Annotated in this window: 26 protein-coding genes; 18 read left to right on the top strand and 8 right to left on the bottom strand. The window is 62.5% G+C overall.

All coding sequences use genetic code 11. From position 1 onward, the window contains the following. Positions 1-89: 89 nt before the first annotated feature. The 4 genes from E2A64_RS06140 to E2A64_RS06125 all read left to right on the top strand — a co-directional run bounded on the left by E2A64_RS06140 (position 90) and on the right by E2A64_RS06125 (position 3,228). The gene (locus tag E2A64_RS06140) at positions 90-1,151 is read left to right on the top strand and encodes a DnaJ domain-containing protein (RefSeq protein WP_133283509.1); all 1,062 of its coding nucleotides are present in this window, start codon (positions 90-92) and stop codon (positions 1,149-1,151) included. Positions 1,152-1,278: 127 nt separating this feature from the next. Next, entirely contained in the window at positions 1,279-2,097 is an 819-nt protein-coding gene (fabI, locus tag E2A64_RS06135) for an enoyl-ACP reductase FabI (protein WP_133283508.1), read from the top strand. 37 nt (positions 2,098-2,134) lie between these two features. Next, the gene (locus tag E2A64_RS06130; RefSeq protein ID WP_428977451.1) at positions 2,135-2,731 is read left to right on the top strand and encodes a histidine phosphatase family protein; all 597 of its coding nucleotides are present in this window, start codon (positions 2,135-2,137) and stop codon (positions 2,729-2,731) included. 23 nt (positions 2,732-2,754) lie between these two features. Beyond that, positions 2,755-3,228: a GFA family protein gene (locus E2A64_RS06125; RefSeq protein WP_133283507.1), complete on the top strand. Its 474-nt coding sequence runs from the start codon at positions 2,755-2,757 to the stop codon at positions 3,226-3,228. 26 nt (positions 3,229-3,254) lie between these two features. Here the strand turns inward: E2A64_RS06125 and E2A64_RS06120 are convergent, their stop codons facing one another. Then, a complete protein-coding gene (locus E2A64_RS06120) occupies positions 3,255-3,515 on the bottom strand; it encodes a DUF1344 domain-containing protein (RefSeq protein WP_133283506.1) in 261 nt (86 codons plus the stop codon). 279 nt (positions 3,516-3,794) lie between these two features. Here E2A64_RS06120 and aroC point away from each other — a divergent pair, with 279 nt between their 5' ends. Both aroC and ribB read left to right on the top strand, forming a co-directional pair. After that, positions 3,795-4,889 carry a chorismate synthase gene (gene aroC / locus E2A64_RS06115; RefSeq protein ID WP_133283505.1) on the top strand — a complete coding sequence of 365 codons (1,095 nt, stop codon included), beginning with the start codon at positions 3,795-3,797 and terminating at the stop codon, positions 4,887-4,889. Between the two features lie 13 nt (positions 4,890-4,902). Continuing rightward, positions 4,903-6,000, top strand: coding sequence for a 3,4-dihydroxy-2-butanone-4-phosphate synthase (gene ribB / locus E2A64_RS06110; protein WP_133283504.1), 1,098 nt, complete (start codon positions 4,903-4,905; stop codon positions 5,998-6,000). A gap of 9 nt (positions 6,001-6,009) precedes the next feature. Here ribB and E2A64_RS06105 read toward each other — a convergent pair whose 3' ends face one another. Then, positions 6,010-7,200 (bottom strand): winged helix-turn-helix domain-containing protein, encoded by a 1,191-nt coding sequence (locus E2A64_RS06105; RefSeq protein WP_133283503.1) that lies wholly within the window; start codon positions 7,198-7,200, stop codon positions 6,010-6,012. Positions 7,201-7,383: 183 nt separating this feature from the next. Here E2A64_RS06105 and E2A64_RS06100 point away from each other — a divergent pair, with 183 nt between their 5' ends. Further along, positions 7,384-8,157, top strand: coding sequence for an NYN domain-containing protein (locus E2A64_RS06100; RefSeq protein WP_133283502.1), 774 nt, complete (start codon positions 7,384-7,386; stop codon positions 8,155-8,157). Positions 8,158-8,184: 27 nt separating this feature from the next. On the opposite strand, the gene E2A64_RS06095 is transcribed toward E2A64_RS06100, so the two are convergent. Both E2A64_RS06095 and E2A64_RS06090 read right to left on the bottom strand, forming a co-directional pair. Further along, a complete protein-coding gene (locus E2A64_RS06095; protein ID WP_133283501.1) occupies positions 8,185-9,087 on the bottom strand; it encodes an NAD(P)/FAD-dependent oxidoreductase in 903 nt (300 codons plus the stop codon). Next, positions 9,077-9,538 carry an Rrf2 family transcriptional regulator gene (locus E2A64_RS06090; protein ID WP_133283500.1) on the bottom strand — a complete coding sequence of 154 codons (462 nt, stop codon included), beginning with the start codon at positions 9,536-9,538 and terminating at the stop codon, positions 9,077-9,079. Before E2A64_RS06090 ends, E2A64_RS06095 begins: the two co-directional genes overlap by 11 nt. A 135-nt stretch (positions 9,539-9,673) precedes the next feature. On the opposite strand from E2A64_RS06090, the gene E2A64_RS06085 reads away from it, so the two are divergent. From E2A64_RS06085 to E2A64_RS06070, 4 genes are all read left to right on the top strand, one after another. Continuing rightward, positions 9,674-10,600 (top strand): histone deacetylase family protein, encoded by a 927-nt coding sequence (locus tag E2A64_RS06085; RefSeq protein ID WP_133283499.1) that lies wholly within the window; start codon positions 9,674-9,676, stop codon positions 10,598-10,600. Positions 10,601-10,602: 2 nt separating this feature from the next. Further along, the gene (locus tag E2A64_RS06080) at positions 10,603-10,878 is read left to right on the top strand and encodes an exodeoxyribonuclease VII small subunit (protein WP_133283498.1); all 276 of its coding nucleotides are present in this window, start codon (positions 10,603-10,605) and stop codon (positions 10,876-10,878) included. 111 nt (positions 10,879-10,989) lie between these two features. Next, entirely contained in the window at positions 10,990-11,910 is a 921-nt protein-coding gene (locus E2A64_RS06075) for a pirin family protein (RefSeq protein ID WP_133283497.1), read from the top strand. 114 nt (positions 11,911-12,024) lie between these two features. Next, positions 12,025-12,264, top strand: coding sequence for a hypothetical protein (locus E2A64_RS06070; RefSeq protein WP_133283496.1), 240 nt, complete (start codon positions 12,025-12,027; stop codon positions 12,262-12,264). An 82-nt stretch (positions 12,265-12,346) separates the two neighbouring features. Here the strand turns inward: E2A64_RS06070 and E2A64_RS06065 are convergent, their stop codons facing one another. Continuing rightward, positions 12,347-12,976 carry a glutathione S-transferase family protein gene (locus E2A64_RS06065; RefSeq protein WP_428977450.1) on the bottom strand — a complete coding sequence of 210 codons (630 nt, stop codon included), beginning with the start codon at positions 12,974-12,976 and terminating at the stop codon, positions 12,347-12,349. Positions 12,977-13,177: 201 nt separating this feature from the next. On the opposite strand from E2A64_RS06065, the gene dxs reads away from it, so the two are divergent. The 7 genes from dxs to E2A64_RS06030 all read left to right on the top strand — a co-directional run bounded on the left by dxs (position 13,178) and on the right by E2A64_RS06030 (position 18,976). Beyond that, on the top strand, positions 13,178-15,094 hold the full coding sequence (gene dxs, locus E2A64_RS06060; RefSeq protein ID WP_174235747.1) for a 1-deoxy-D-xylulose-5-phosphate synthase: 1,917 nt from the start codon (positions 13,178-13,180) through the stop codon (positions 15,092-15,094). A gap of 178 nt (positions 15,095-15,272) precedes the next feature. Further along, positions 15,273-15,542 (top strand): hypothetical protein, encoded by a 270-nt coding sequence (locus E2A64_RS06055; protein WP_133283493.1) that lies wholly within the window; start codon positions 15,273-15,275, stop codon positions 15,540-15,542. 134 nt (positions 15,543-15,676) lie between these two features. Further along, positions 15,677-16,003, top strand: coding sequence for an ArsR/SmtB family transcription factor (locus tag E2A64_RS06050; protein ID WP_133283492.1), 327 nt, complete (start codon positions 15,677-15,679; stop codon positions 16,001-16,003). Positions 16,004-16,005: 2 nt separating this feature from the next. Next, complete coding sequence (locus E2A64_RS06045) at positions 16,006-16,470, top strand: SRPBCC family protein (RefSeq protein WP_133283491.1); 465 nt, start codon at positions 16,006-16,008, stop codon at positions 16,468-16,470. 19 nt (positions 16,471-16,489) lie between these two features. Next, positions 16,490-16,906, top strand: coding sequence for a GFA family protein (locus tag E2A64_RS06040; protein WP_133283490.1), 417 nt, complete (start codon positions 16,490-16,492; stop codon positions 16,904-16,906). 61 nt (positions 16,907-16,967) lie between these two features. Beyond that, the gene (locus E2A64_RS06035) at positions 16,968-17,729 is read left to right on the top strand and encodes a TlyA family RNA methyltransferase (RefSeq protein WP_244598160.1); all 762 of its coding nucleotides are present in this window, start codon (positions 16,968-16,970) and stop codon (positions 17,727-17,729) included. After that, positions 17,726-18,976 (top strand): class I SAM-dependent RNA methyltransferase, encoded by a 1,251-nt coding sequence (locus E2A64_RS06030; RefSeq protein WP_133283489.1) that lies wholly within the window; start codon positions 17,726-17,728, stop codon positions 18,974-18,976. The genes E2A64_RS06035 and E2A64_RS06030 overlap by 4 nt, the downstream gene beginning before the upstream one ends. A gap of 347 nt (positions 18,977-19,323) precedes the next feature. Here E2A64_RS06030 and E2A64_RS06025 read toward each other — a convergent pair whose 3' ends face one another. The 3 genes from E2A64_RS06025 to E2A64_RS06015 form a co-directional block, all read right to left on the bottom strand. After that, positions 19,324-20,736, bottom strand: coding sequence for a pentapeptide repeat-containing protein (locus E2A64_RS06025; RefSeq protein ID WP_133283488.1), 1,413 nt, complete (start codon positions 20,734-20,736; stop codon positions 19,324-19,326). Between the two features lie 72 nt (positions 20,737-20,808). Continuing rightward, positions 20,809-21,807, bottom strand: coding sequence for a hypothetical protein (locus E2A64_RS06020; RefSeq protein WP_133283487.1), 999 nt, complete (start codon positions 21,805-21,807; stop codon positions 20,809-20,811). Positions 21,808-21,965: 158 nt separating this feature from the next. After that, on the bottom strand, positions 21,966-22,721 hold the full coding sequence (locus E2A64_RS06015; RefSeq protein WP_133283486.1) for a crotonase/enoyl-CoA hydratase family protein: 756 nt from the start codon (positions 22,719-22,721) through the stop codon (positions 21,966-21,968). Between the last annotated feature and the right edge of the window lie 19 nt (positions 22,722-22,740).

Raw genomic sequence — 22,740 nt, 5'->3', positions numbered from 1 at the left:
CGTACACTGATGGTTAGCAAATGGTGATTACCCTTTGCTGACACGCCCCGCGTGTTTTGTCTGCGGGGCCGAGAGTGCGGGAACAAGTAATGCGTAGTCCCTATGCTGTCCTCGGCGTGCCGAAATCTGCCGATCCGGGCACGATCAAGTCTGCCTATCGTTCGCTTGCCAAATCCTGGCACCCGGACCAGAACCCCAACGATCCATTGGCGGGATCGCGGTTCGCGGAAATCACGCAGGCTTACCAGATACTGGTCAATCCGGAGCTGCGGGAGCGCTTCGATCGGGGCGATATCGACGCCCGCGGTCGCAGGCGCAAGTCGCCGGAACCCAAGACGGATCCCTTCGCGAATTTTCGTGCGGCATGGCGCAAGCGCCCGCAGGCTTCGGCTCGCCCCGGATCGTCGGACGGTGCGGCGGCGCCAGGCGCTTCGGGAGACACCGGCACCTATGACGATCTCGCCGGCTTCGACGCCATGATCAAGCATATCTTCGGCGACCATGCCGATGCCTCGCACGCCGCCCAGGCGGGTGACGCGGCCAGGCGGGATGATCCGCTGGCGGCGCTCGACGCATTGTTTGCCAAGTGGAAGACTATTCACCGCGCCGCGCCGGAGCAGCCGCGCCCGCAGCCCCAGCCGAATGCCGAGCGTCGGGAACGTTCGGAAAGCCGGCAGCTCGTCGAAGTCGATCTCGAAAAGGTTCTCTCGGGCGGCAAGACGGACATCCTCCTGCCGGACGGATCAACCGGCTGGATCGAAATCCCGGCGGGAATCGCCGACGGCACCGAGATCCGCCATGAGACCACGAGCGGCGACCGGGTTCACACGACCGTCGCCACCATCCGGCACATGACGCACCCCTCCTTCCGAACCGAAGGCAAGACGCTGCACATGGATCACGTGATCGAGCTGGCGCAGGCCGTTCTGGGCGGGCATATCGTCATTCCCACGCTCGACGGTCCCGCCCGCATTCCGCTTGACGAGTGGACCACCGGCGGCCAGCCGGCGATCGTCGAAAGCAAGGGACTTCCCGGCGCCGACGGCGTGCGCGGCGATCTGCACGTGCACCTGCGGATCCGGCTTCCCGGCAAACCCGATCCGCAGCTCATGGACATGATGCGCTCCAAGCGGAAATCGGTCTTCATGTAAGCCGGCAGTGGTGCTGGCGGCTTTCCTGTAGATTCCCGATGGGTAAGCTTGTCTGTACATGGCTTCGACTTGTAAGCACATTCGTGCTGTGCCATAGCCAGCGCGACATGACTATTAGGAGATTATCATGGCGGACACCTCAGGCCTGATGAAGGGCAAGCGCGGCCTCGTTATGGGCGTGGCCAACAATCGCTCCATTGCCTGGGGTATTGCCAAGGCATGCGCCGATGCGGGCGCGGAAATCGCGCTCACCTATCAGGGCGACGCCCTCAAGAAGCGCGTCGAACCGCTTGCCAACGAACTGGGCGCCCTGCTCGCCGGCCATTGCGACGTGACCGATCCGGCCACGATCGACGCCGTCTTTTCGGAGCTGGAAGCCAAGTGGGGCAAGATCGACTTCCTCGTCCACGCGATCGCGTTTTCGGACAAGGATGAACTGACTGGCCGCTACGTCGATACCAGCCGCGAAAACTTCGCGCGCACCATGGACATCTCCGTCTTCTCGCTAACCTCCGTCGCCAAGCGCGCCGAGCCGCTGATGAACGAAGGCGGCTCCATGCTGACGCTGACCTATTACGGCGCGGAAAAGGTGATGCCGCACTACAATGTGATGGGTGTCGCCAAGGCTGCGCTGGAGGCAAGCGTTCGCTACCTCGCCGTCGATCTCGGCAGCAACGGCATCCGCGTCAATGCGCTGTCGGCCGGCCCGATCAAGACCTTGGCGGCCTCCGGCATCGGCGATTTCCGCTATATCCTCAAGTGGAACGAGTACAACTCGCCGCTCAAGCGCACCGTGACGATCGACGAAGTGGGCGATTCGGCGCTCTATCTTCTCTCCGACCTGTCGCGCGGCGTCACCGGCGAGGTCCATCACGTCGATTCCGGCTATCATACCGTCGGCATGAAGGCCGTCGACGCGCCCGACATCTCGACCGTCAAGGACTGACATTCTCCACGCGCCCTGAAAGGCACGCTCCCGGATCATGAAGGACCTGTCGCTCTACGTCATCCGCCACGGGCAGACAGATTACAATCGTGAGGGTCGCCTCCAGGGCGCGCGGGATATCCCGCTCAACGCGCTCGGCCGCAGCCAGGCCGCCGCCAACGGCCTGCATCTCGCGGCCCTTCCCGGCTTCGAGCCATCCGCCCATGCATGGGTTTCCAGCCCGCTGTCGCGCACCCGCGAGACGATGGAGCTGGTGCGGGCCAATGCCGGTCTCGAGCCGAAGGCCTACGAGACGAACGATCTCCTGATCGAACTGAGCTTCGGAGACTGGGAAGGCCGGACCTTTCCCGACATCGAGAAAGACTATCCCGGCATCGCCGAGGATCGTGATTCGCGGAAATGGGACTTCTGCCCGCCGGGCGACGGAGCGGAGAGCTACGAGATGCTTGCGAAACGCATCGACCGGTTTCTCGAAAGCGTGACCGGCCCGATGGTCGTGGTTGCCCATGGTGGCGTGATCCGCGCGCTGTTCAACCGTATAGGCGGGATCGCGGGCGACGAGGCGGCGATGATCGACATTCCACAGGACAGGATCCTCAGGGTCACCCCAGACACGATCGGCTGGCTTTCGTAAACCGAGCGACCAGGGAGGATGGCATGCACGCGAATTCTTGGCCGGGCGGGTGCTGCTGCACCAGGCTCCGTTACCGGTTGAAGGCCGAACCGATGGTGGTCCATTGCTGCCACTGCACCCAATGCCAGCGGATGACGGGTAGCGGCTTCGTCGTCAACGGGGTGATCGAGACGTCCAATGTGGAAATCGAGACAGGCAGCCTGAAGCCGTTCCGCCTCCCCAGCGAGACCGGCCGGCCCCTGATCGTTTATCGTTGTGCTGATTGCGGGACCGACATCTGCACCGACTACGGCGCTCGTGAGACGATGATCTTCCTCAGGATGACGACACTCGATGATCCGAAGCGTTTCGGACCCGACGTCCACATATTCACCCGCAGCAAGCTGCCGTGGGTTTCACTGCCGCCGCAAGTGCCGGCTTACGAAGGCTTCTACCCCGCCTTCGAGGAGGTCTGGACCTCCGAAGCACTCCAGCGCCGCAGGGCGCTCGGCTTCTGAAGGCCTTCGGGACCAAAAACTGGAAACTACTGGATGACTTCCAGATCGTTGATGACGCGCTTGCCGTCGATGACGGTGTAGAAAACCGTCACGCGCACACCCGACTCGAGGCCTTCGAAATTGAATTCCGACGGAGTGGCATAGGTCTCGCCGTCATCGAGAACGATCTGCGCCTTCTCGGTCGAAACGTCGGTGATCGTCGCTTCCACATCCGCGCTCTGGGCAAAGGCTGCGAGCGGAGAGAGAAGCGCCGAAGTGGCGAAGAGAACTGAGATTACGAAACGCATAGAAGTCTTCCCGGCGGTTTATTCGTGTGTGTCTATTAAGAGCCTGAATGTGGCGAAATTGGATTTTGCGGCATGTTTAAATCGGAAAACCGCTTCCCGCATTCGCGGAAGTGAGTCTGCTGAAACACTAGGGAGACATGGTCTCCGATTTATTGCAAGCCGCCGGACATCCAGGTTCGCGCGGCCGGGCCGCGGCGCCTTGGGATTTGACATGACCGATGCTTGCGATAGAAGTCCAGCGCGCGCTGATGGCGCTATCGAAACCAACCGGTCACGGATATGTCGCACAACACTTTCGGCCATCTTTTTCGGGTCACCACCTGGGGCGAGAGCCACGGGCCGGCAATCGGCTGCGTGATCGACGGCTGCCCTCCGGGCATCGCGTTCTCGGAAGCCGAACTGCAAGCCTTCCTGGACAAGCGCAAGCCCGGCCAGTCGCGCTTCGTCACCCAGCGGCGCGAGGCGGATGCGGTGCGCGTTCTCTCCGGCGCCATGCCGCAGGATGACGGCTCATTCATTTCGACCGGCACGCCGATCTCTCTGATGATCGAGAACACCGACCAGCGCTCGAAGGATTATTCCGATATCGCCAAGCGCTACCGGCCGGCCCATGCCGACTACACCTACGACGTCAAATACGGCATTCGCGACTATCGCGGCGGCGGCCGCTCCTCGGCACGCGAAACCGCCACCCGCGTGGCCGCCGGCGGCCTCGCCCGCAAGGTGGTACCCGGCATGACGGTTCGCGGCGCACTGGTCCGGATCGGCAAACACCCGATCGACCGTTCGCGCTGGGACTGGGACCAGGTCGACAAGAACCCCTTCTTCGCTCCCGATCCGGAAATCGTGCCGGTGTGGGAAGACTATCTCGACGAGATCCGCAAGGCCGGCTCGTCGGTGGGCGCCGTCATCGAGATCGTGGCCGAAGGGGTGCCGGCAGGCATCGGCGCGCCGATCTACGCCAAGCTCGACCAGGACATCGCCTCGGGCCTGATGTCGATCAACGCCGTCAAGGGCGTGGAAATCGGCAACGGCTTCCAATCCGCGGAAATCACCGGCGAGGAAAACGCAGACGAGATGCGCATGGGCCCGGACGGCAAGCCGGTCTTTCTGTCCAACAATGCCGGCGGCATTCTGGGCGGGATATCGAACGGCGAACCGATCGTCGCGCGGTTTGCGGTCAAGCCCACCTCCTCCATCCTCACCGAGCGGCAGTCCATCGATTCCGACGGCAACGAGGTCATGGTGCGCACCAAGGGCCGCCACGACCCGTGCGTGGGCATCCGCGCCGTTCCGATCGGCGAGGCGATGGTTGCCTGCGCAATCGCGGATCACTATCTCCGGGACCGCGGCCAGACCGGCCGGCTCGACTGACAGGAATACCCCAATGGCCTATGATCAGAAGCGTGTCGTGGAGGCCATCCGGGCCTTCGAAGCCGGCGAAATCGTCGTCGTCACCGATGATGACGGACGCGAGAACGAAGGCGACCTGATCGTCGCCGCCGTCCATTGCACACCGGAGAAAATGGCGTTCATCGTGCGCCACACTTCCGGCATCGTCTGCACGCCCATGCCGCGCGAGGAAGCCAAGCGGCTCAATCTCACGGCCATGGTGTCGGAAAACGACGCGCCGCATTCGACCGCCTTCACCATCTCGGTCGATTACAAGCACGGTACCACGACAGGGATTTCCGCCGATGACCGCACGCTGACGGTACGCAATCTCGCAAACCCCAATGCGGGCGCGGTCGATTTCGTCCGCCCCGGCCACATCTTCCCGCTCGTTGCCCGCGAGGGCGGCGTGCTGATGCGTTCGGGCCATACCGAGGCTGCCGTTGATCTCTGCAAGCTCGCAAACCTGCCGCCGATCGGCGTGATCTGCGAACTGGTCAATGACGACGGCACCGTGACGCGCGGCGAGCAGGTTTCGGAATTTGCACGCACCCACGGGCTCAAGCAGGTTTCGGTCGCAGATCTCATCGCCCACCGCCAGCGCAAGGAAACGCTGATCCAGCTGGTCGACAGCTTCTCGGTCGCAACCGTTGCCGGCCCTGCGAAGGCCCATGCCTACGCGCTGCCCTGGGACCCCATGCATCACCTCGCCGTAGTGTTCGGCGATGTGCGGGACGGCGAGGATGTTCCCGTCCGCCTTCATCTGGAATCGGTCGTCGACGATGTTTTCGGCCAGCGCCGCATACTCGACGAGATCATGACCCGGATGAAGTCAGAGGGTCGCGGCATCGTGGTCTATCTGCGCGAGGGATCCGTCGGCGTCGGCCATCGCGGGCCGCGCCCGACGAGCACCGAAAACGAGGAACATGCCGAAGCCCAGGCCCGCGAGGACGAGTGGCGCGAGATCGGTCTCGGCGCCCAGATCCTGCGCGATCTCGGCGTGTCCTCGATCAAGCTCTACACCTCGCGCGCCCGGCACTACGTCGGCCTCGAGGGTTTCGGCATCAAGATCAACGACACCGAGATCCTCTGACCCGATCCGTCAGGCGTCCAGCCAGTCGTCGGCGAGAACCACCTCGCCGACACCGGCAAAGGCCGCGATGCGGGCGAGTTCCGAGGCGAGCTTGTCCATCCGGCCCGCCGAAGCCCTGACCTTCGGCTCCCACCACAATTTGCGGACATTGAGCGTGCCGGCCTTGCGGTCCGCCTTCATGTCGATACGGCCGATCATCCGCTCCCCCTCCATCAGCGGGAAGACGTAATAGCCGTATTGCCGCCTGGGTTCGGGCACGAATATCTCGATCCGGTAGGAAAAGCCGAAGAGACGCTCGGCGCGGTTGCGGTCTCTCAGCACCGGGTCGAACGGCGAGAGCACCCTCACCCGGCCCGGCGGTTCCGGCCAATCGTCCGGATCAGGCGACAGGCCAGGCAAGGCATAGGAAGGCCGCTGCCTGCCGTCCACGGTCTCGATGGCGACATCGATCAGCTCGTCGCGATTGTCGGCGATCCAGGTCTTGGCTTCCTCCGGCGTGACCATCGCCCAGAAGGCCGCGATCTCTCCATGCGTGGCGAAGCCGAGCCGTTCGAGCGCCGAGCGGCAGGCCCAGTCGATAAAAGCCTCGTGGCTGACCTCCGCCTCGCGGTGATGGTCGGGGATCACGCGTTCGCTGAGATCATAGACCTTCTGGAAATTGCGCCGCGAGTGGATCGAGAGCTTTCCGGTCTGCCAGAAATATTCGAGCGCCGTCTTGTTGGGGTGCCACTGCCACCAGCCGCCCGACTTGTGCTCGTCGGACTTCATCTCGCGCGCCATTACCGGTCCGTTCTCGGTGATATGGGCGAGCGTCTCGGCGAAAGCGCTATCGTAGTCTTCGCCGCGCCACCTGGTCCAGCGCTCACGAATACGCGCGTCCTTGCGCAGGAAGAAATGCTTCCAGTAGCGGTAAAAATCCGTCGGGATGATCGAGGCGTCGTGGGTCCAGTGCTCGAAAAGCGCGCGATCCTCTTCGATGAGTTCGGTCAGCTGGCCGGGCCGGAAGGTCTGGTTGCGCGAAAACAGGATCATGTTGTGGGCGCGCTCGACGGTGGAGATCGAATCCACCTGAACGAAGCCGATGCGGCGGATCAGGTCGAGCAGCCCGTCATTGGAGAGCGCCGCGCCCGGCGGGCCGGATAGCCCCTGCTTGGCGAGAAAGATGCGGCGTGCGGTGGAATTGGCGAAATGAAGCGTCATCCCGCCACTGTGCACGGCGCGGAACGCGGTTCAAGCGGGGCAGATGTCAGCTTGTGGCAGTAGCTGCCTTACTCAACCACTCCTGCATGGAAGGAGGGGTATGCTGGAAGCAAACACAATCCTGAACGGGGATCCGCAAGGTTTTGACCGCAAGAACGAGGTGCGGCAATTGACGATTAAGGGATGCAAGCCTATCTATTACAAATCACCCACCCGCAGCTTGCTGCGGGCTCAAAGGTCGCGAAGGGGAAACTCTTCTGCGGCCTTTGCTTTTCAGGCTATACTTGCTTGATGCGAACCATAGTCTATATCGACGGCTTCAATCTCTATTATCGCATGCTGAAAAGCCGGCCTGCAAAGAAGTGGTTGAATCCACTCGCGTTGGCCAAGGCGGTTCTCCAGCCAACTCATACGATCCTGCGCGTAAACTACTATACCGCGCGCATTTCTGCTCGCGCCTATGACCCTCAAGCACCGGCTCGTCAGGCGATGTATCTCAACGCGCTGGAATCAGTGCCCGAGGTTGTCGTCCATGAAGGAAGCTTCATGACGTCAGAACCATGGATGCCATTGGCTTATCCGCCGCAAGCCAGGCCGAACGACTATCAATGGTCGTTACCGACTCCCCAAGTCGTGCGCGTCATCAAGAGTGAGGAGAAGGGCAGCGACGTGAATCTCGGTGCGCATCTTGTACGAGACGCGTTCACTGATGCTTTTGATGTCGCGGTTGTTTTAACGAATGATTCCGATCTGGTAGAGCCAATTCGTATTTCCAAGGATGAAGCAGGCAAAAGGGTGGGCTTGCTCGTTCCCGTCAAATATCCCACGCAAAGCCTCATCGACGTCGCGTCCTTCCACCTTCACATTCGCCCAGGTCATCTCAACAAAGCTCAATTCCCGGATAGGGTCGAACTTTTCGACGGCAGAGCGGTACAGCGACCGCCCTCATGGATTTAGCTGCCCCGGCACCGCATATCGATCTCCTCACGCGGCCTTTGCCGGTTCGAACACCAGCGAGCGGTGCGACGCAGCGGCGGCCATGGCGCCGTCGCTGACGGCGAAGGCCACATTGCCCGTCAGACGGACATTGTCGCCCGCTGCGTAGACGCCGGGGATCGAAGTCGTGCGCATGTCGTCGGTCTTCACCCATGAGCCCAGCGGGCCGTCCTCGAACGCGCAGCCGAGCTGTTCGGCGAGCGGGCTCGCCATGACCATGCGGCCCGTGGTGAACAGGCCGGCGACGGGAATGATCCGACCATCGGCGAGATGGACATCGGCGCGCTCGCCACCGATGGCGCGGACACGCGTCTCCTCGATCGTCACGCCGCGCGCGGCAAGGGCCGCGGCCTGCTCCGCATCCGGTGCGACGGCCCCGTTGAGGAAGAAGGTGGTCTGTCCCCATTCGGTCAGCAGCAACGCCTGATGCATGGAATGCTCGCCGGTGGCCAAAACGCCGACCGCGGCCCGGTTCAGTTCGTAGCCGTCGCAATAGGGGCACATGAAGACGCTGTCGCCCCAGCGGTCGGAGAGGCCCGGAATATCCGGCAGGATGTCGGCAACGCCGGTCGCGAGGATCAGGCGACGGCCGTGATGCAGCGATCCGTCTGCCAGCTCGATCCTGAAATCGTCGCTCACACCGGAGGCCGACACCGCCTCCCCCTCAATGAAGGTGACGTTCGGATAAGCAGCGATCTGGGCGCGTGCTCCGGCGATGATCGCGCCCGGAGCCTTGCCGTCCTGACCGAGAAAGCCGTTGGAGTGAGCGGCGAAGCGGTTGCGCCGAAGCCCGAGATCCACGACCAGTACCTTGCGCCGCGTCCGCGCAAGCTGCAGGGCGGCGGACAGGCCTGCAAAGCTGCCGCCGACGATGATCACGTCATGCATCATCCGGATGATCCTTCCTGTAATTGTGATGGGCGTTGAAAGGCTCGCGAACGCTGTCCCAGATATCGGCCAGGGTGATCGCCCGCATCCGTGCAGTGAAGACGGCGCGCATCTCGTCCATCGCCGCATCGAGTTCGCGATTGACCGCCCTTTCGATGAGGCAGCCGGGACTTTCGTCCTTGTTGGAGAACCCGACGACATCAGGTTCTCCAAGGCTTTCATGGATGTCGAGAAGACTGATGCCGGCCAGCGGCCGGGCGATGGTCCAGCCTCCGCCATGACCCTTTTCCGAGCTCACCAGCCCGTTCTCGCGCAGGCCCGCCATCGTGCGGCGGACGACGACCGGATTGGTGTCCATGCACAGGGCAAGCTCGGCTGAGGTCATAGGCTTGCCTTGCGCCTGCATGTGAAGGAGCCCGTGAAGGACGATCGAGAGGCGGCTGTCGCGTTTCATGTAACTTTATTTGTTTCATGATAGTGCGGATGTCAAGCCCGGTCCGGCCGCTTTCGTTCTCCCGCCGCAAGAATCCTCCGTGCGCCGTCGCGCTAAAAGCTGTTCGCCGGTCGCAATTTTCTGTTACAAGCCGGCATGACCACCTTTCTCTATTCCAATCCGATTTGCCTCGAACACCTCACGCCTCCCGGACATCCGGAGCGGCCCGACCGCATGCGCGCGCTCGAAGCGGTGTTCGAACACGAAAACTTCAGTCCGCTCGTGCGCAAGCAAGCGCCCGCGGCCGCTGAAGAGACCGTTCTGCTGTGCCACCCGGAAAGCTACCTCGAGCGGGTGAAAGCGGCGATTCCGGAAGAAGGGCTTGCGCGGATCGACGAGGACACGACCGCAAGCCCGCGCTCGCTGGAAGCCGCCCTCATCTCGGTCGGGGGAGCCATAGAGGCCGTGGATGCCGTCATGGACGGTGTGACCGACAACGCCTTCGTCGCCACGCGCCCGCCGGGGCACCATGCCGAGCGCGACAAGGCCATGGGGTTCTGCCTGTTCAACCAGGCAGCCATCGCCGCCCGCCACGCGCAGAGGAAATATGCCGTCGAGCGCGTCGCAATCGTCGACTGGGACGTCCACCACGGCAACGGAACGCAGGACATCTTCTACGACGACAGGTCGGTGGTCTACTGCTCCACGCACCAGATGCCGCTCTATCCGGGGACAGGCGCTCCGAACGAAACCGGACAGGGCAACATTTTCAATGCGCCGCTTTCGGCCAATGATGGCTCGGACCATTTTCGCGATGCCTTCAAGAGCCGCATCCTGCCGGCGCTCGAGAACATGCGGCCGGATCTCATCATCATCTCCGCCGGTTTCGATGCCCACCACCGCGATCCGCTCGCCGAGATCAACCTGGTCGCAGATGATTTCGACTGGGCGACCGGCAAGATCATGGACATCGCCTCGCGCTATAACGGCAACCGGGTCGTCAGCCTTCTCGAAGGCGGATATGATCTGCTCGGGCTCGCCGAATCGGCGGGTTCGCATGTACTGCGCCTGATGAGAGGATAGGAATGTCCGACGCCACCAATGCCACCGCCAGCGAAAATGCGGCTCCGGACATCTCGAACATGAGCTTCGAGACCGCGGTCGCCGAACTCGAACGGATCGTCGACCATCTCGAACGCGGCGACGTGCCGCTCGACAAGTCGATCGAGATCTACGAACGCGGGGAAGCGCTGAAAGCCCATTGCGAAAAGCTTCTCGGCGCCGCAGAAAAACGTATCGAGAAGATCCGCCTGGATCGCGAAGGCAAGCCGACCGGCACCGAGCCCCTCGATCCCGATTGAGCGGGCCCGATTGAGCGGGCCCGATTGAGCGGGCCCGATTGAGCGGGCCCGATTGAGTGGGCCGGATTGAGCGGACATGTCAGCGATCGCTGCGTTTGAACGGAGGCACCCATGAGCATTTTCAACGCAGATGATCCCAAGCTCGGGGACGCCTTCTCCTGCGATGCGATCGAACACCTGATCATTCCGTCATCGCGCGAGATCGGGAATTTCGCCGTAAGACGTGCCTTGCCGACGGCCAGGCGCCGGATGGTCGGCCCCTTCATCTTCTTCGACCGGATGGGTCCCTCGATCATCGAGAGCGGCAGCGGGCTGGATGTCGCCCCTCACCCGCATATCGGGCTGTCCACGGTGACCTATCTGTTCGACGGGCAGATCCGCCATCGCGATTCACTCGGCAGCGAGATGGTCATTCGCCCCGGCGACGTGAACCTGATGACGGCGGGGCGCGGCATCGTCCATTCCGAGCGCTCGCCGGAAGAGGACCGCACGCATCCGCTGGAGCTCTCCGGCCTGCAGACCTGGGTGGCGCTGCCCGAAGCCCATGAAGAGGACGCCCCCTCGTTCTCGCACACCGGCGACAAGGAACTCCCGCGTTATTCCGGCGACGGCATCGACCTCAATCTGGTGATCGGCCGCTTCGGCGGACTGAAATCGCCGGTGCCGATGCTGTCCGAAACGATCTATGCCGACCTGCATCTTTCAGCGGGCGCCAGTTTTCCCTTCGATCCGCAGTGGGAGGAGCGCGCGCTCTATATCCTCGAAGGCGCCGTGGAGATCGCCGGCGATGTCTTCGGCCCGGAGCAGCTGCTCATTTTCCGTCCCGAGGACGCGATCTCGCTCAAGGCAGGACCTCAGGGCGTCCGCGTGATGATATTCGGCGGAGATTCCATGGGCTCGAAGCGTCATACCTGGTGGAACTTCGTTTCCTCCTCGAAGGAACGCATCGAGCAGGCAAAAGAAGAATGGAAGACCGGACGCTTCGATATCGTGCCAGGCGACGAGGAAGACTTCGTTCCGCTGCCAGAATAACTAAATTATAATTATAGAATATAGATTTTATTCTTCGCAGGTCCATTGGAATCATTGACTGACCTGCACATCAAGACAATGATGAAATCCTTACAGACATGCTGGAGGGACTTCGTGAAAAAACTGATTATTGGCGTCGCGCTGACATTTGCGCTCGTGTCACCCGCAATGGCCGGCAAGGCAACGCTGAAGAAGGACGGTAAGACCTATGCACTGACGTGCGAAAATGCCGGCTGCTTCATTTCCGAAAAGATTTCGATGTTCAAATCGGGTCCGAAAAAGAAGCTCGGGCCCGGCGGAGTGGCAAACTTCAAGAAGTGGCACGCCAAGTACAAGGCGGACGGCTACAAATAAGCCGACGACGGATGATTTGAGCGGCGTTGGCATGTTGCAGCGCCGCTCAGACCCAAAAATCGCGCCGCCGCCGGCGGGAGCGTCACGTCGGCCGGGTGCCGATGACAGATGGACGGGCGGCCATGCGCTGCCACCATGACTGAAGCTTCGGAAACGCGGCCATCAGCTTCGCTCCCTCGGGCGCCTGCCGGAAACAATCCACCATCGGCGCCCAGTAGATGTCGGCAAGGGTGAGCTGGTCACCCAGCATCCATGGCCCCTCCTCCATGACGTCGCACAGCGCCGTGAGAACGATCTGCGATTGCGCGATCGACGCGGCCAGCTTTGCCTCGTCGGTCTCCGCTCCGTCTTCGGGTTTGGAGACCCGCTCGACATACACACCCCAGACCATGTGGCGATAGGCGTAACCGTCGGCAATGCTGATCAGCTGGTTGCAACGAGCCCGCGCCGCGGGATCATGCGGCTGGAGGTCCGGCCCCTCGAATGCCTCGTCGACATAGCGCGCGATCGCACCGGTTTCGTAAAGGCGGAAGCTGCCATGTTCGAAAGCGGGGATACGCGCGAAGGGGTGGCGTTGCAGATAGTCCCTCGGGACACCCTCACTTGCGAAAACGTCCACCGGCACGAGGGTGTAGGACACGTTCTTTTCGGCAAGGCAGAGCCGCGCGATGCGGACATAGACGCTGTAATCCGATCCGAACAGGCGTACCAACCGCTTCTCCCTCGATACAAGGACCGTATACCGCATCGGGAGCGGAAAGTCGTGTCCATCTCGCCGCCTCGAAGGCGGAGCCTGCGAGCGGGACCGTCGGGCCTCTTGCCGCAGGCCGAGTTAGACCCACCTTTCAGGGGACACATCCTTTACAGGATGCCCGTTCCGCGATACCCGGAACGACATGAAAGGTGCCATCGCGTGAGCAATTATCCCCATACGCCGCTTCTCGATACGGTTCATGTTCCGTCCGATTTGAAAGCCATCGATGACGAACAGATGCCGCAGCTCGCCGCCGAACTGCGCGCCGAGATGATCGACGCCGTTTCGCGCACGGGCGGGCACCTGGGCGCGGGCCTCGGCGTGGTCGAGCTCACGATCGCCATTCACAAGGTTTTCGATACCCCGCACGACCGGCTGATCTTCGATGTCGGCCACCAGTGCTATCCGCACAAGATCCTCACCGGCCGCCGCGACCGTATCCGCACCTTGCGCCAGGAAGACGGGCTGTCCGGTTTCACCAAGCGGTCCGAAAGCGAATACGATCCCTTCGGCGCGGCCCACTCTTCGACCTCGATCTCCGCCGGCCTCGGCATGGCGGTGGCGAGCGAGGCGCAGAATATCCGCCGCAACGTCATTTCGGTGATCGGCGACGGTGCGATGTCGGCCGGAATGGCGTTCGAGGCACTCAACAATGCCGGCGCGCTCGATGCGCGGCTGATCGTCATTCTCAACGACAACGACATGTCGATCGCCCAGCCGACCGGCGCGATGAGCGGCTATCTCGCCCGCATGGCCTCGGGGCGCACCTATATGGGCATCCGCGAGACCGGCAAGAAACTGACCGCCTATCTCGGCAAGCATGTCGACCGCGCCATCACCCGCGCCGTCGAGCACGCCCGCGGCTACGTGACCGGCGGCACCATGTTCGAGGAACTCGGCTTCTACCATATCGGGCCGATCGACGGTCACAATTTCGAGCACCTGCTGCCGGTCCTGCGCAATGTGCGCGACAATGGCGACGGGCCGGTGCTCATTCATGTGATGACGCAGAAGGGCAAGGGCTACGCGCCTGCCGAGAAGGCCGCCGACAAGTATCACGGCGTGTCCAAATTCGACGTCGTCACCGGCGCGCAGGCCAAGGCCAAGCCCAACGCGCCGAGCTACACCAATGTCTTCGCAGAGGCTCTGATCGAGGAAGCCAATCACGACGACAAGATCGTGGCGGTAACCGCCGCCATGCCGTCGGGCACCGGGCTCGACAAGTTCGGCGACGTGTACCCGAGCCGCGTCTATGATGTCGGCATTGCCGAGCAGCACGCCGTGACGTTTGCGGCAGGCATGGCGACCGAGGGCCTCAAGCCCTTCGCGACCATCTATTCCACGTTCCTGCAGCGCGGCTACGACCAGGTCGTCCACGATGTGGCGATCCAGAACCTGCCGGTCCGCTTTCCGATCGACCGCGCCGGTTTCGTCGGCGCCGACGGCTCGACCCATGCCGGCTCCTTCGATGTCGCCTATCTCGCCTGCCTGCCCAACTTCGTGGTGATGGCGGCCGCCGACGAGGCGGAGCTCAAACATATGGTCCGCACCGCCGCGGCCCATGATAGCGGCCCGATCTCCTTCCGCTATCCGCGCGGCGAAGGCGTCGGCGTGGAGATGCCGCAGCGCGGCCAACTGCTGGAGATCGGCAAGGGCCGGGTGATGAAGGAAGGCTCCAAGGTCGCCCTTCTCTCCTTCGGCACGCGTCTGGCCGACTGTCTTCTGGCAGCCGAGGATCTTGACGCCGCAGGCCTTTCCACCACGGTTGCGGATGCGCGTTTCGCCAAGCCGCTCGACACCGACCTGATCCGGCAGCTGGCGACGAACCACGAGGTCCTGATCACCATCGAGGAAGGCTCGGTGGGCGGCTTCGGCAGCCACGTGCTCAACTTCCTCGCCCATGAGGGTCTGCTCGACGGCGGCCTGAAGGTCCGTCCGATGGCGATGCCCGACATCTTCATGGACCAGGCCAAACCCGAGGTGATGTATGCCAGGGCCGGGCTTGACCGGGCGGGTATCGTCAAGGCCGTCTTCACCACGCTCGGCGTCTCCGCAGAGGCAGCCAAGCACGCCTGAGCCGCCACATTCCTTCATCAATTCGTTAACATCGGCCGCGAAATTTCGCCCATGATAACTGCCGAGCAACCATGTCGCTTGGCATTTCCTTGACCATGCTTCCTGAGCCTTCCGAAAGGCTTTTCCTCTAAGTTTCCTCACGGCTTGGGCCGGTTTGTAGAAGTTGGGGAACTGAATAATGGCACGGGGGAATACAGCTGCAGTGTGTGCCGCGGCGCTCTTTGTTTCGTCATCGACGCTGGGGGTGTCGGCGCAGGAGCGGCCCGCCTATGACCGCATGATCGAGGAAGCGGCCATTGCGCGCGTGCAGACGAAACTCGGGCCGATGCGCGGACCGCTCGGCCTCAATGCCGGGGGGCAATTCGATCCTGAAATCCCGGCGACCACGACCGTGCCGTGGGTCTGGCTGAACTTCACGCCCCCGGCCGGCAGCCCGATTTCCGGCTGAGCGAAGCCTCTCAGATCCATTAATTTTCAAAGGTTTAGACCAGGCAGCGGAGCATTTGATTCCGATGCTTGAGAAACTGATTCATATTTGCCGCTTTACATGCAGGCATTTACCTGCATATTCTTCCCGCCGAGATGAAGGACACGACCAATACCGACCGGGTCTTCAAGGCCCTGGGTGATCCCACACGGCGCAAGCTGCTCGATCTGCTGTGCGAGCGGAACGGCCAGACGCTCAACGAATTGTGCGAGCACCTCGCCATGGCGCGGCAGTCGGCCACGCAGCATCTCGGCATACTGGAGGCGGCCAATCTGGTGAGCACCACCAAGCGCGGCCGCGAGAAACTGCACTTCATCAACCCCGTGCCGCTGCACGAAGTCTACGAGCGCTGGGTGAGGAAGTTCGAGGTTCAGCGGCTGAGCCTGCTGCACCAACTCAAAACCGAGCTCGAGGGAGAATGAGCATGAGCAGTGAAAGAACGACACTCGTCTACGTCACCTATATCGCCTCGACCGCCGAGAAGGTCTTCGCCGCCATCACGCGGCCCGAAATTTCCAGGCAATATTGGGGCCATGAGAACGTGTCCGACTGGCAGGTCGGCTCCGACTGGGCCCATGTGCGGGATAATGACGAGCACACCGTCAATCTGGTCGGAAAGGTCGTCGAGATCGCCCCGCCCCATCGTCTCGTGGTCTCCTGGGCGAACAATTCGCAGAAGGACGATCCGCAGGCCTATTCCAAGGTCAGCTTCGAAATCGAGGATTATGACGACATGGTGCGGCTGACCGTGACCCATGACGATCTGGTCGCCGGTTCCGGCATGCATATGGGCGTCAGCAAGGGCTGGCCGATCGTTCTGTCCAGCATGAAGTCCTATCTCGAAACCGGCCGGGCGCTCGACATCTTTGCCAAGCCCAAAGCCGCGTGACAGGCGCGGGAGAAAATCCATGAGCACGCACTATTCCGGCGGCTGCGCCTGTGGCGCCCTTCGCTACGAAACCGGAGCAGAATCGGTCTTTTCCAACCACTGCCAGTGCACCGACTGCGCCAGGCGCAGCGGCACCGGCCACGGCTCCTACCTCACCTTTCCCGACAGGGACGCCGTAAAGGTGACCGGCGAGGCGCGGACATGGACCGTCCGCGCCGATAGCGGCTTCGACAAGCATCACGCCTTCTGCCCCGCCTGCGGAACCCCGGTCTATCTGACCTTCGAGAGGATGCCGGGCATCTTCACGGTCCATGCGGCGAGCCTCGACGATCCCTCGGTCTTCGTGCCGACGGTGATCACCTATGCCCGCAGCGCATTCGCCTGGGACGAGATGAGCCCCGCGCTGACGGCTTTCGAGACCAGCCCGAACGCCTGACCGGCGCCGGCCGGCCCCTCTCGCCCCTTGCGGGTTCTCCCCGAAACCGCCATGAGGGGGCATGATGACGACGACCGCCCCCAAACCCCGCCTGCGGCTCGACCAGCATCTGGTCGAGCACGGGCATTACGACACGCGATCGCGCGCCCGTGACGCGATCGCCCGCGGGGCGGTGAGCGTCGACGGACGCGTCGTCAGCAAGCCCGGCGCGCCTGTTGCTCACGACGCAGCCATCACGATCTCCGATCCGGCGAAAGCCTATGTGTCGCGCGCGGCGCTGAAGCTGATCGCCGGGCTCGACGCTTTCGGTTTCGATCCGGCGGAGCGCGACTGCCTCGATGTCGGCGCATCGACCGGAGGTTTCACGCAGGTGCTGCTCGATCGCGGAGCGCGGCATGTCACGGCCATCGATGTCGGCCATGACCAGATGGATGCGCGCATTGCGTCGGATACGCGCGTAAGCAATCGCGAGGGGCTGAATGCCCGGGATCTCGCGGCCGCCGATATTGGCGAGCGGGTCATTGAGGCCGTCGTCTCCGATGTCAGCTTCATCTCGCTCAAGCTCGCCCTGCCGCCGGCGCTGGACCTCGCCCGACCCGGGGCCTTCGCGGTTCTCCTGGTCAAGCCGCAATTCGAGGCGGGCCGCGAAGCGATCGGCAAGGGCGGGCTTCTCAAGGATGCGGCACGCGGCCCCGGCATCGCCGACGATCTTTCCGTCTGGCTCGGCAACCAGCCCGGCTGGCATATGACAGGCCTCGTGCCCTCTCCCATCGAGGGCGGCGACGGCAATCAGGAATTTCTGCTCGGCGGAGTGAAGGCATGAGTGCGACCGAACTGACGATCAACGAACTGGGCGGCCAGGGCGACGGCGTTGCGAACCATGACGGCCAGCCCGTCTTCGTGCCCTTCACCGCCCCTGGCGACCGCATCACCGCGGCAGTGGAAGCCACGCGCGGAACGCTGATCTCGCTGCTTGCGCCGGGCGAGACCCGCGCGTTGCCGCCCTGCCCGCATTTCGGCCCGGACGGCGACAACGCCGGTTGCGGCGGCTGCTCGGTCCAGCATGTCGGTATGGACCTCTATGCCGAATGGAAGCGCGGTCTGGTGGTCGCGGCCCTGAAGTCACGCGGCATCGAGATCGACGTCGCACCCCTCGTGCCCGCCAAACCCGGCGACCGCCGCCGCGTGGTCTTCGCCGCCAGGCGGGCGGGCGACGGCGCCGTTCTCGGCTTCAACCGCGCCGGCACGCATGAGATCGTGAACATCGAGACCTGCGCCATCGCCACGCCGCGCATCGTTTCGGCACTGCCGCTCTTCAAGGCACTGGCGGCGCAGGCCGCCGTCGCTCCCAAGCCCATGCAGATGGGAGTGCTCGACACGCAGTCGGGTTTCGACATCGCCTTCGAGGCGCCGTTCCAGCTCAAGGAGAACGACCGGCTGCGGCTGGTGGCCGCCGCGCGCAAGGCCGCCAGCGTGGCGCGCATTTCCTTCAACGGCGAAACGCTGATCGAGAAACAGCCGCCGCAGCTCGATTTCGGGCGCGTGACCGTGACCCCGCCGCCCGGCGCCTTCACGCAAGCCAGCGCCGATGCCGAGGAAGCCATGGCGGCGCTCGTCATGAAACACATGAAGAAGGCCAAGCGCGTGGTCGATCTCTATGCGGGATGCGGCACGTTTTCGGTACGGCTGGCGGAGAGCCACATCACCCATGCGGTGGAAGGTTTCGCGCCGGCGATGAACGCGCTCGACCGCGCCATGCGCAGGATGCAGGGCCTCAAGCCGGTGACCATGGAGATCCGCGATCTCGCCCGCCGCCCGCTGATGGCGTTCGAACTGAAAAACTATCAGGGCCTCGTCTTCGACCCGCCCCGCGCGGGCGCCGAGTTCCAATGCCGCGAGATCGCCAAGTCCACGATCCCGCGCATCGCCGCCGTCTCCTGCAATCCGGCGACACTCGCCCGCGACCTGCGCATCCTGATCGACGGCGGCTACAAGCTCAAATCGGTCACCCCCATCGACCAGTTCCTCTGGACCCCGCACGTCGAAGCCGTGGCGCTTCTGGAGAAGTGAGGCGATTTCCTGCCCCGAGCGAGCGCGGCCCCCCCTTGCCGTAGGGTCCGAAGGCCGGCCGAGACCGCTGGCCCAGCTCACCGAGCGTGACAAAGGGGGTGAACGGCAGCCCCCCTCCTCCTTCTTCATGCCCGGACTTGATCCGGGCATCCATTCCGTGATGCCGAACCGCGGTAGATGATCATGTCCGACGATGTCAAAGGACCAACTCCATGAGGCTCACGCGAGAACCAGCGTGCCGCACCTCTTAGGGTATGGATGCCCGGATCAAGTCCGGGCATGACGACCGAAAGAGCAGGACAGGCAAGCAAAAACACGCCTCGGCCAAGGACGGCGCCTCGCTGGCCCTACTTCAACCTGAACCGGTTCCGCAGCGCGAGCAGGAAGAGAAACAGCAAAACCCCGCCGAAGATATTCTGTACGACGCCGAGGCCGATCAGCCAATCGACGGTGGCGGTGTGTTGCTCGAGCCCATCGTAGTATTGCTGAAACCAGCTCACGTGCTTTTCGGGCGCAGGCGCGAAGCGGAAGAGTGAGCCGAGGAGCGGGATGGAATTCTTGAGGGAGAGGAAGGCGGAAAATTTCCAATCCTCGAGTTCCACATCGCGCATGAATGTTAGCAACCATGCATTCAGACCGCTGAAGACAGCCCAACTCCCAATCCACCAGCAAACCGGGCGCCCGAAACTCTGGCCGAAATCTGACAGCCACCAATAGAGCGCGTTGGACGCTAGCGCCCATAAGCTTTTCGTTTCCGTACCGCGCTTGGCCAGCATTTCAGCCGCGAAGAAATCACCGTCCTTTTCGTGGTCATGGACGGAGAGCGCCATGGATTTTAGTTTACGGAGCTTGAGAACGTCCTTGGGCTCCGTGGCCATTCCGAGCCAACTTAGTTTTGGTCGGGGAACCTTCATCCCTGCGACGTCAGGCGGACGATCGAACTTGGCGTCCGTGAAATCGGGAATTTCAGCGAAGGTTGAGCCGGCGAAGCTGGCGTTCCCGGCGACGGTACAGCTACTTAAATCGACTGAGCGGCTAAATTCACCGCGAAATTCGATGCTTCCGGCGAATGAAGCGCGAGGCCAATATATCTCAGTGCCACCCACCTTTCTTGGCAGAAAAAACACCTGCCCTCTGCCAAATCTCGCATCAGCAAAAGCCACGGCCCCACGCCCAAATTCCGCGTCGGAGAACCATACGTACCCATCACCAAAATCTGCCTCGCTGAAAATCACGTCACCAGAAAACTTTGCTCCCCCAAATGACACATCGCCATCCCCAAAATCGGCTTGCATGAACCAAACGTCACCTTTGCCGAAATCGACATCGCTAAACCCAACATCACCTTTGAGAAATACAGCGCGGTCGAAGCTTACTGTTTCGGAACCAAACTTAGCTCCTGCAAACGTCACCGAGCAGGGGAAGAGAAAATTTGCGAAGTTCGTATTTGCTGCTTTGAAATCGAACTGATCAAAATGAATTTGGAATGCCCCACGTACCGCGTCTCTATCAGCGTCCTCCAGCGAAGCGATTTTTGCCGCAAAAGCCTTAGCAATTGCGTTCCAGTTATTTTTGTCAGCAAGTCTCTTTGCGTTTCTGTTGACGATTTTAACCTGAGCGAGACTGAGACTTTGCGTTTCACTCCAAGGAGTTGGCCACTTCCCCGCCGGCCCATCAATCAACCAATCCTCAAACGCCTCGAAATCCTTGTGCCACCATTCGGGCTTGACCCACTCGACTGCGCCGTCTTCGTCTGCCATTTCCCCGCCCGCTCGTTCCGTTCGCGCTGCAACTGCGCGTGGAATATCCAAATGCTCTCTGGATGAGAAGCCCTACCCGTTGGAGACCTTCAGCTCTCCTTCGAGGGAGACTTTGGCGCAGTTGAGGGTGGTGCCGTTCAGGGCTGCGGGGCGGAAGGTGGAATGGCACTCCCCGGCGCGGCAGTCCTGGAAGGAGAGCGTGCCGGCGCCGAAGACGGAGCGATCGAAGGAGACGAGGCCATCGCCGAAATCCACCTGATCGAAACTGACGTCGCCCTGGCCGAAATCGGCGCCGTCGAATGTCGTCTCGCACGCCTCGAACCGGGCCTTTCGGAAGTCCTTGGTTCCCGTCCCGAAAAGCGTGTCGTCGAAGGAGATGGTGCCGTCCGCGAAGGTGGCGCCGGCAAAGGAGACCGGACCATCGCCGAAGGTCGCGCCGTCGAACCAGACATCGCCGGGTTCGAAGCGCGTCAGGCCGAAACTGATTTCGCCATCGGCAAACGACGCGCCGCCGAAATTGACCAGATCCGCGCCGAAGCCGACGCGATCGAAGCTGACACGTACCGGATCCGGCCCGCTGCCGAACCTGGCACCGGCAAAGGAGATATCCCCGGAGCCGAAGCGCGCGCCGGCGAACGAGATCATGCGCCCGGCGAAGCTCGCGCCGGCGAAACAGACCTCGCCATCGCCGAAGTCGCTATCCTCGAAGCTTGTGGAACATGGAAAGCGGAAGCCGGAGAGATCCGTGCGGCCATCCCTGAAGCTGCGAGCGTCGAAGCGGATCATGAAGCGCGCCCGCACTTGTTCGCGATGCTCGTCCGGCACACCGGCCAGGGCCCATTCGAAGGCATCGACCCGGGCATGCCATCCCGCCCCGCAATCGGGGGCGGTCAGAAGCGCGGCATTGTCGGCGCTTATGCGCGCCTGCTCGCGGTGGGGGCAAACCGGCTCGCCACGCTTGAGGTTCCAGCCTGCCCGCGGCCGCTCGACCAGCCAGTTCGAAAACGGCATGAAGTCCTGGCTGCGCAGGAACTCCTCGATTCCGACGCCTCCCTCGTTGCTTTCGGACATTCCCCCTCCCAAGAGATGTCTGTTAGTCCGTGCGCACCTTTGCAACTTGGAGGCACAAAATCAAATGATATTCATCTGGGCGGGAACTGTATCCGACTTTCCAACAGCATCTTTCCCGAGACCCGTAAGACATTATATTATAATGATATTTACGCCGGCTACTTCCTGCGCGCCATGAAAGCCTGGAACGCGGCCATGGCCTCGGCTGACTGCAGGCGTTCGGCAAAGAGGCGCACCTCGTCATCGATGCGGGCGGAGATCGCCTCGCGTTCGGTGCGGCGCAGGAGTTCCTTGGCGATAGCCATGGCCTGGGGCGGCTTCTTCGCCAAAGCCATGGCAGCTGCCAACGTCTCGCTGTCGAGCGCGCCTTCCTCGACCACCTTGTAGATGAGCCCGGCCTCCTTGGCCTCCCGAGCCGGAAACGGCAGGCCGGCGGCCAGCATGGCATAGGCGCGCTGATGGCCCGCGAGCAAGGGCACGAGAAGGCTCGAGCCTGCCTCGGGCACGAGGGCCAGATCCGTGAACGGCGTGTGGAAGACGGTGCGCGGCGTGGCGAAGGTCAGGTCGGCATGGAAGTGGATCGTCGTGCCGATCCCGACCGCGATGCCGTCGGCGCCGGTGACGAACGGCTTCTTCAGTCCCGCCATGTTGTGCAGGAAGCGCTGGACCTCGCTGCCCGAAAGATCGCCTCCGCTCGCCATCTTCATGAAATCCGAGATGTCGTTGCCGGAGGTGAATATGCCTTCGACGCCGAGCATGACGTGGACGCGGATCTCCTCGCTCGCCTCGCCCTCCTCCAGCGCCGCGTTCATGGCGCCGTACATCTCCTGGGTGAGCGCGTTCTTCTTGTCCGGACGGTTGAGCCTAATGATGTTGAGGCCGTCGCGGCGCTCGATGAGAATATGGTCGGTCATGGAAACTCCTCCTCCCTGT

The sequence above is a fragment of the Pseudohoeflea suaedae genome, assembly GCF_004354915.1.
Classification (GTDB): domain Bacteria; phylum Pseudomonadota; class Alphaproteobacteria; order Rhizobiales; family Rhizobiaceae; genus Pseudohoeflea; species Pseudohoeflea suaedae.
Note: the sequence above shows the minus strand (reverse complement) of the source record. Positions and strands in the feature narration are given on the sequence as shown.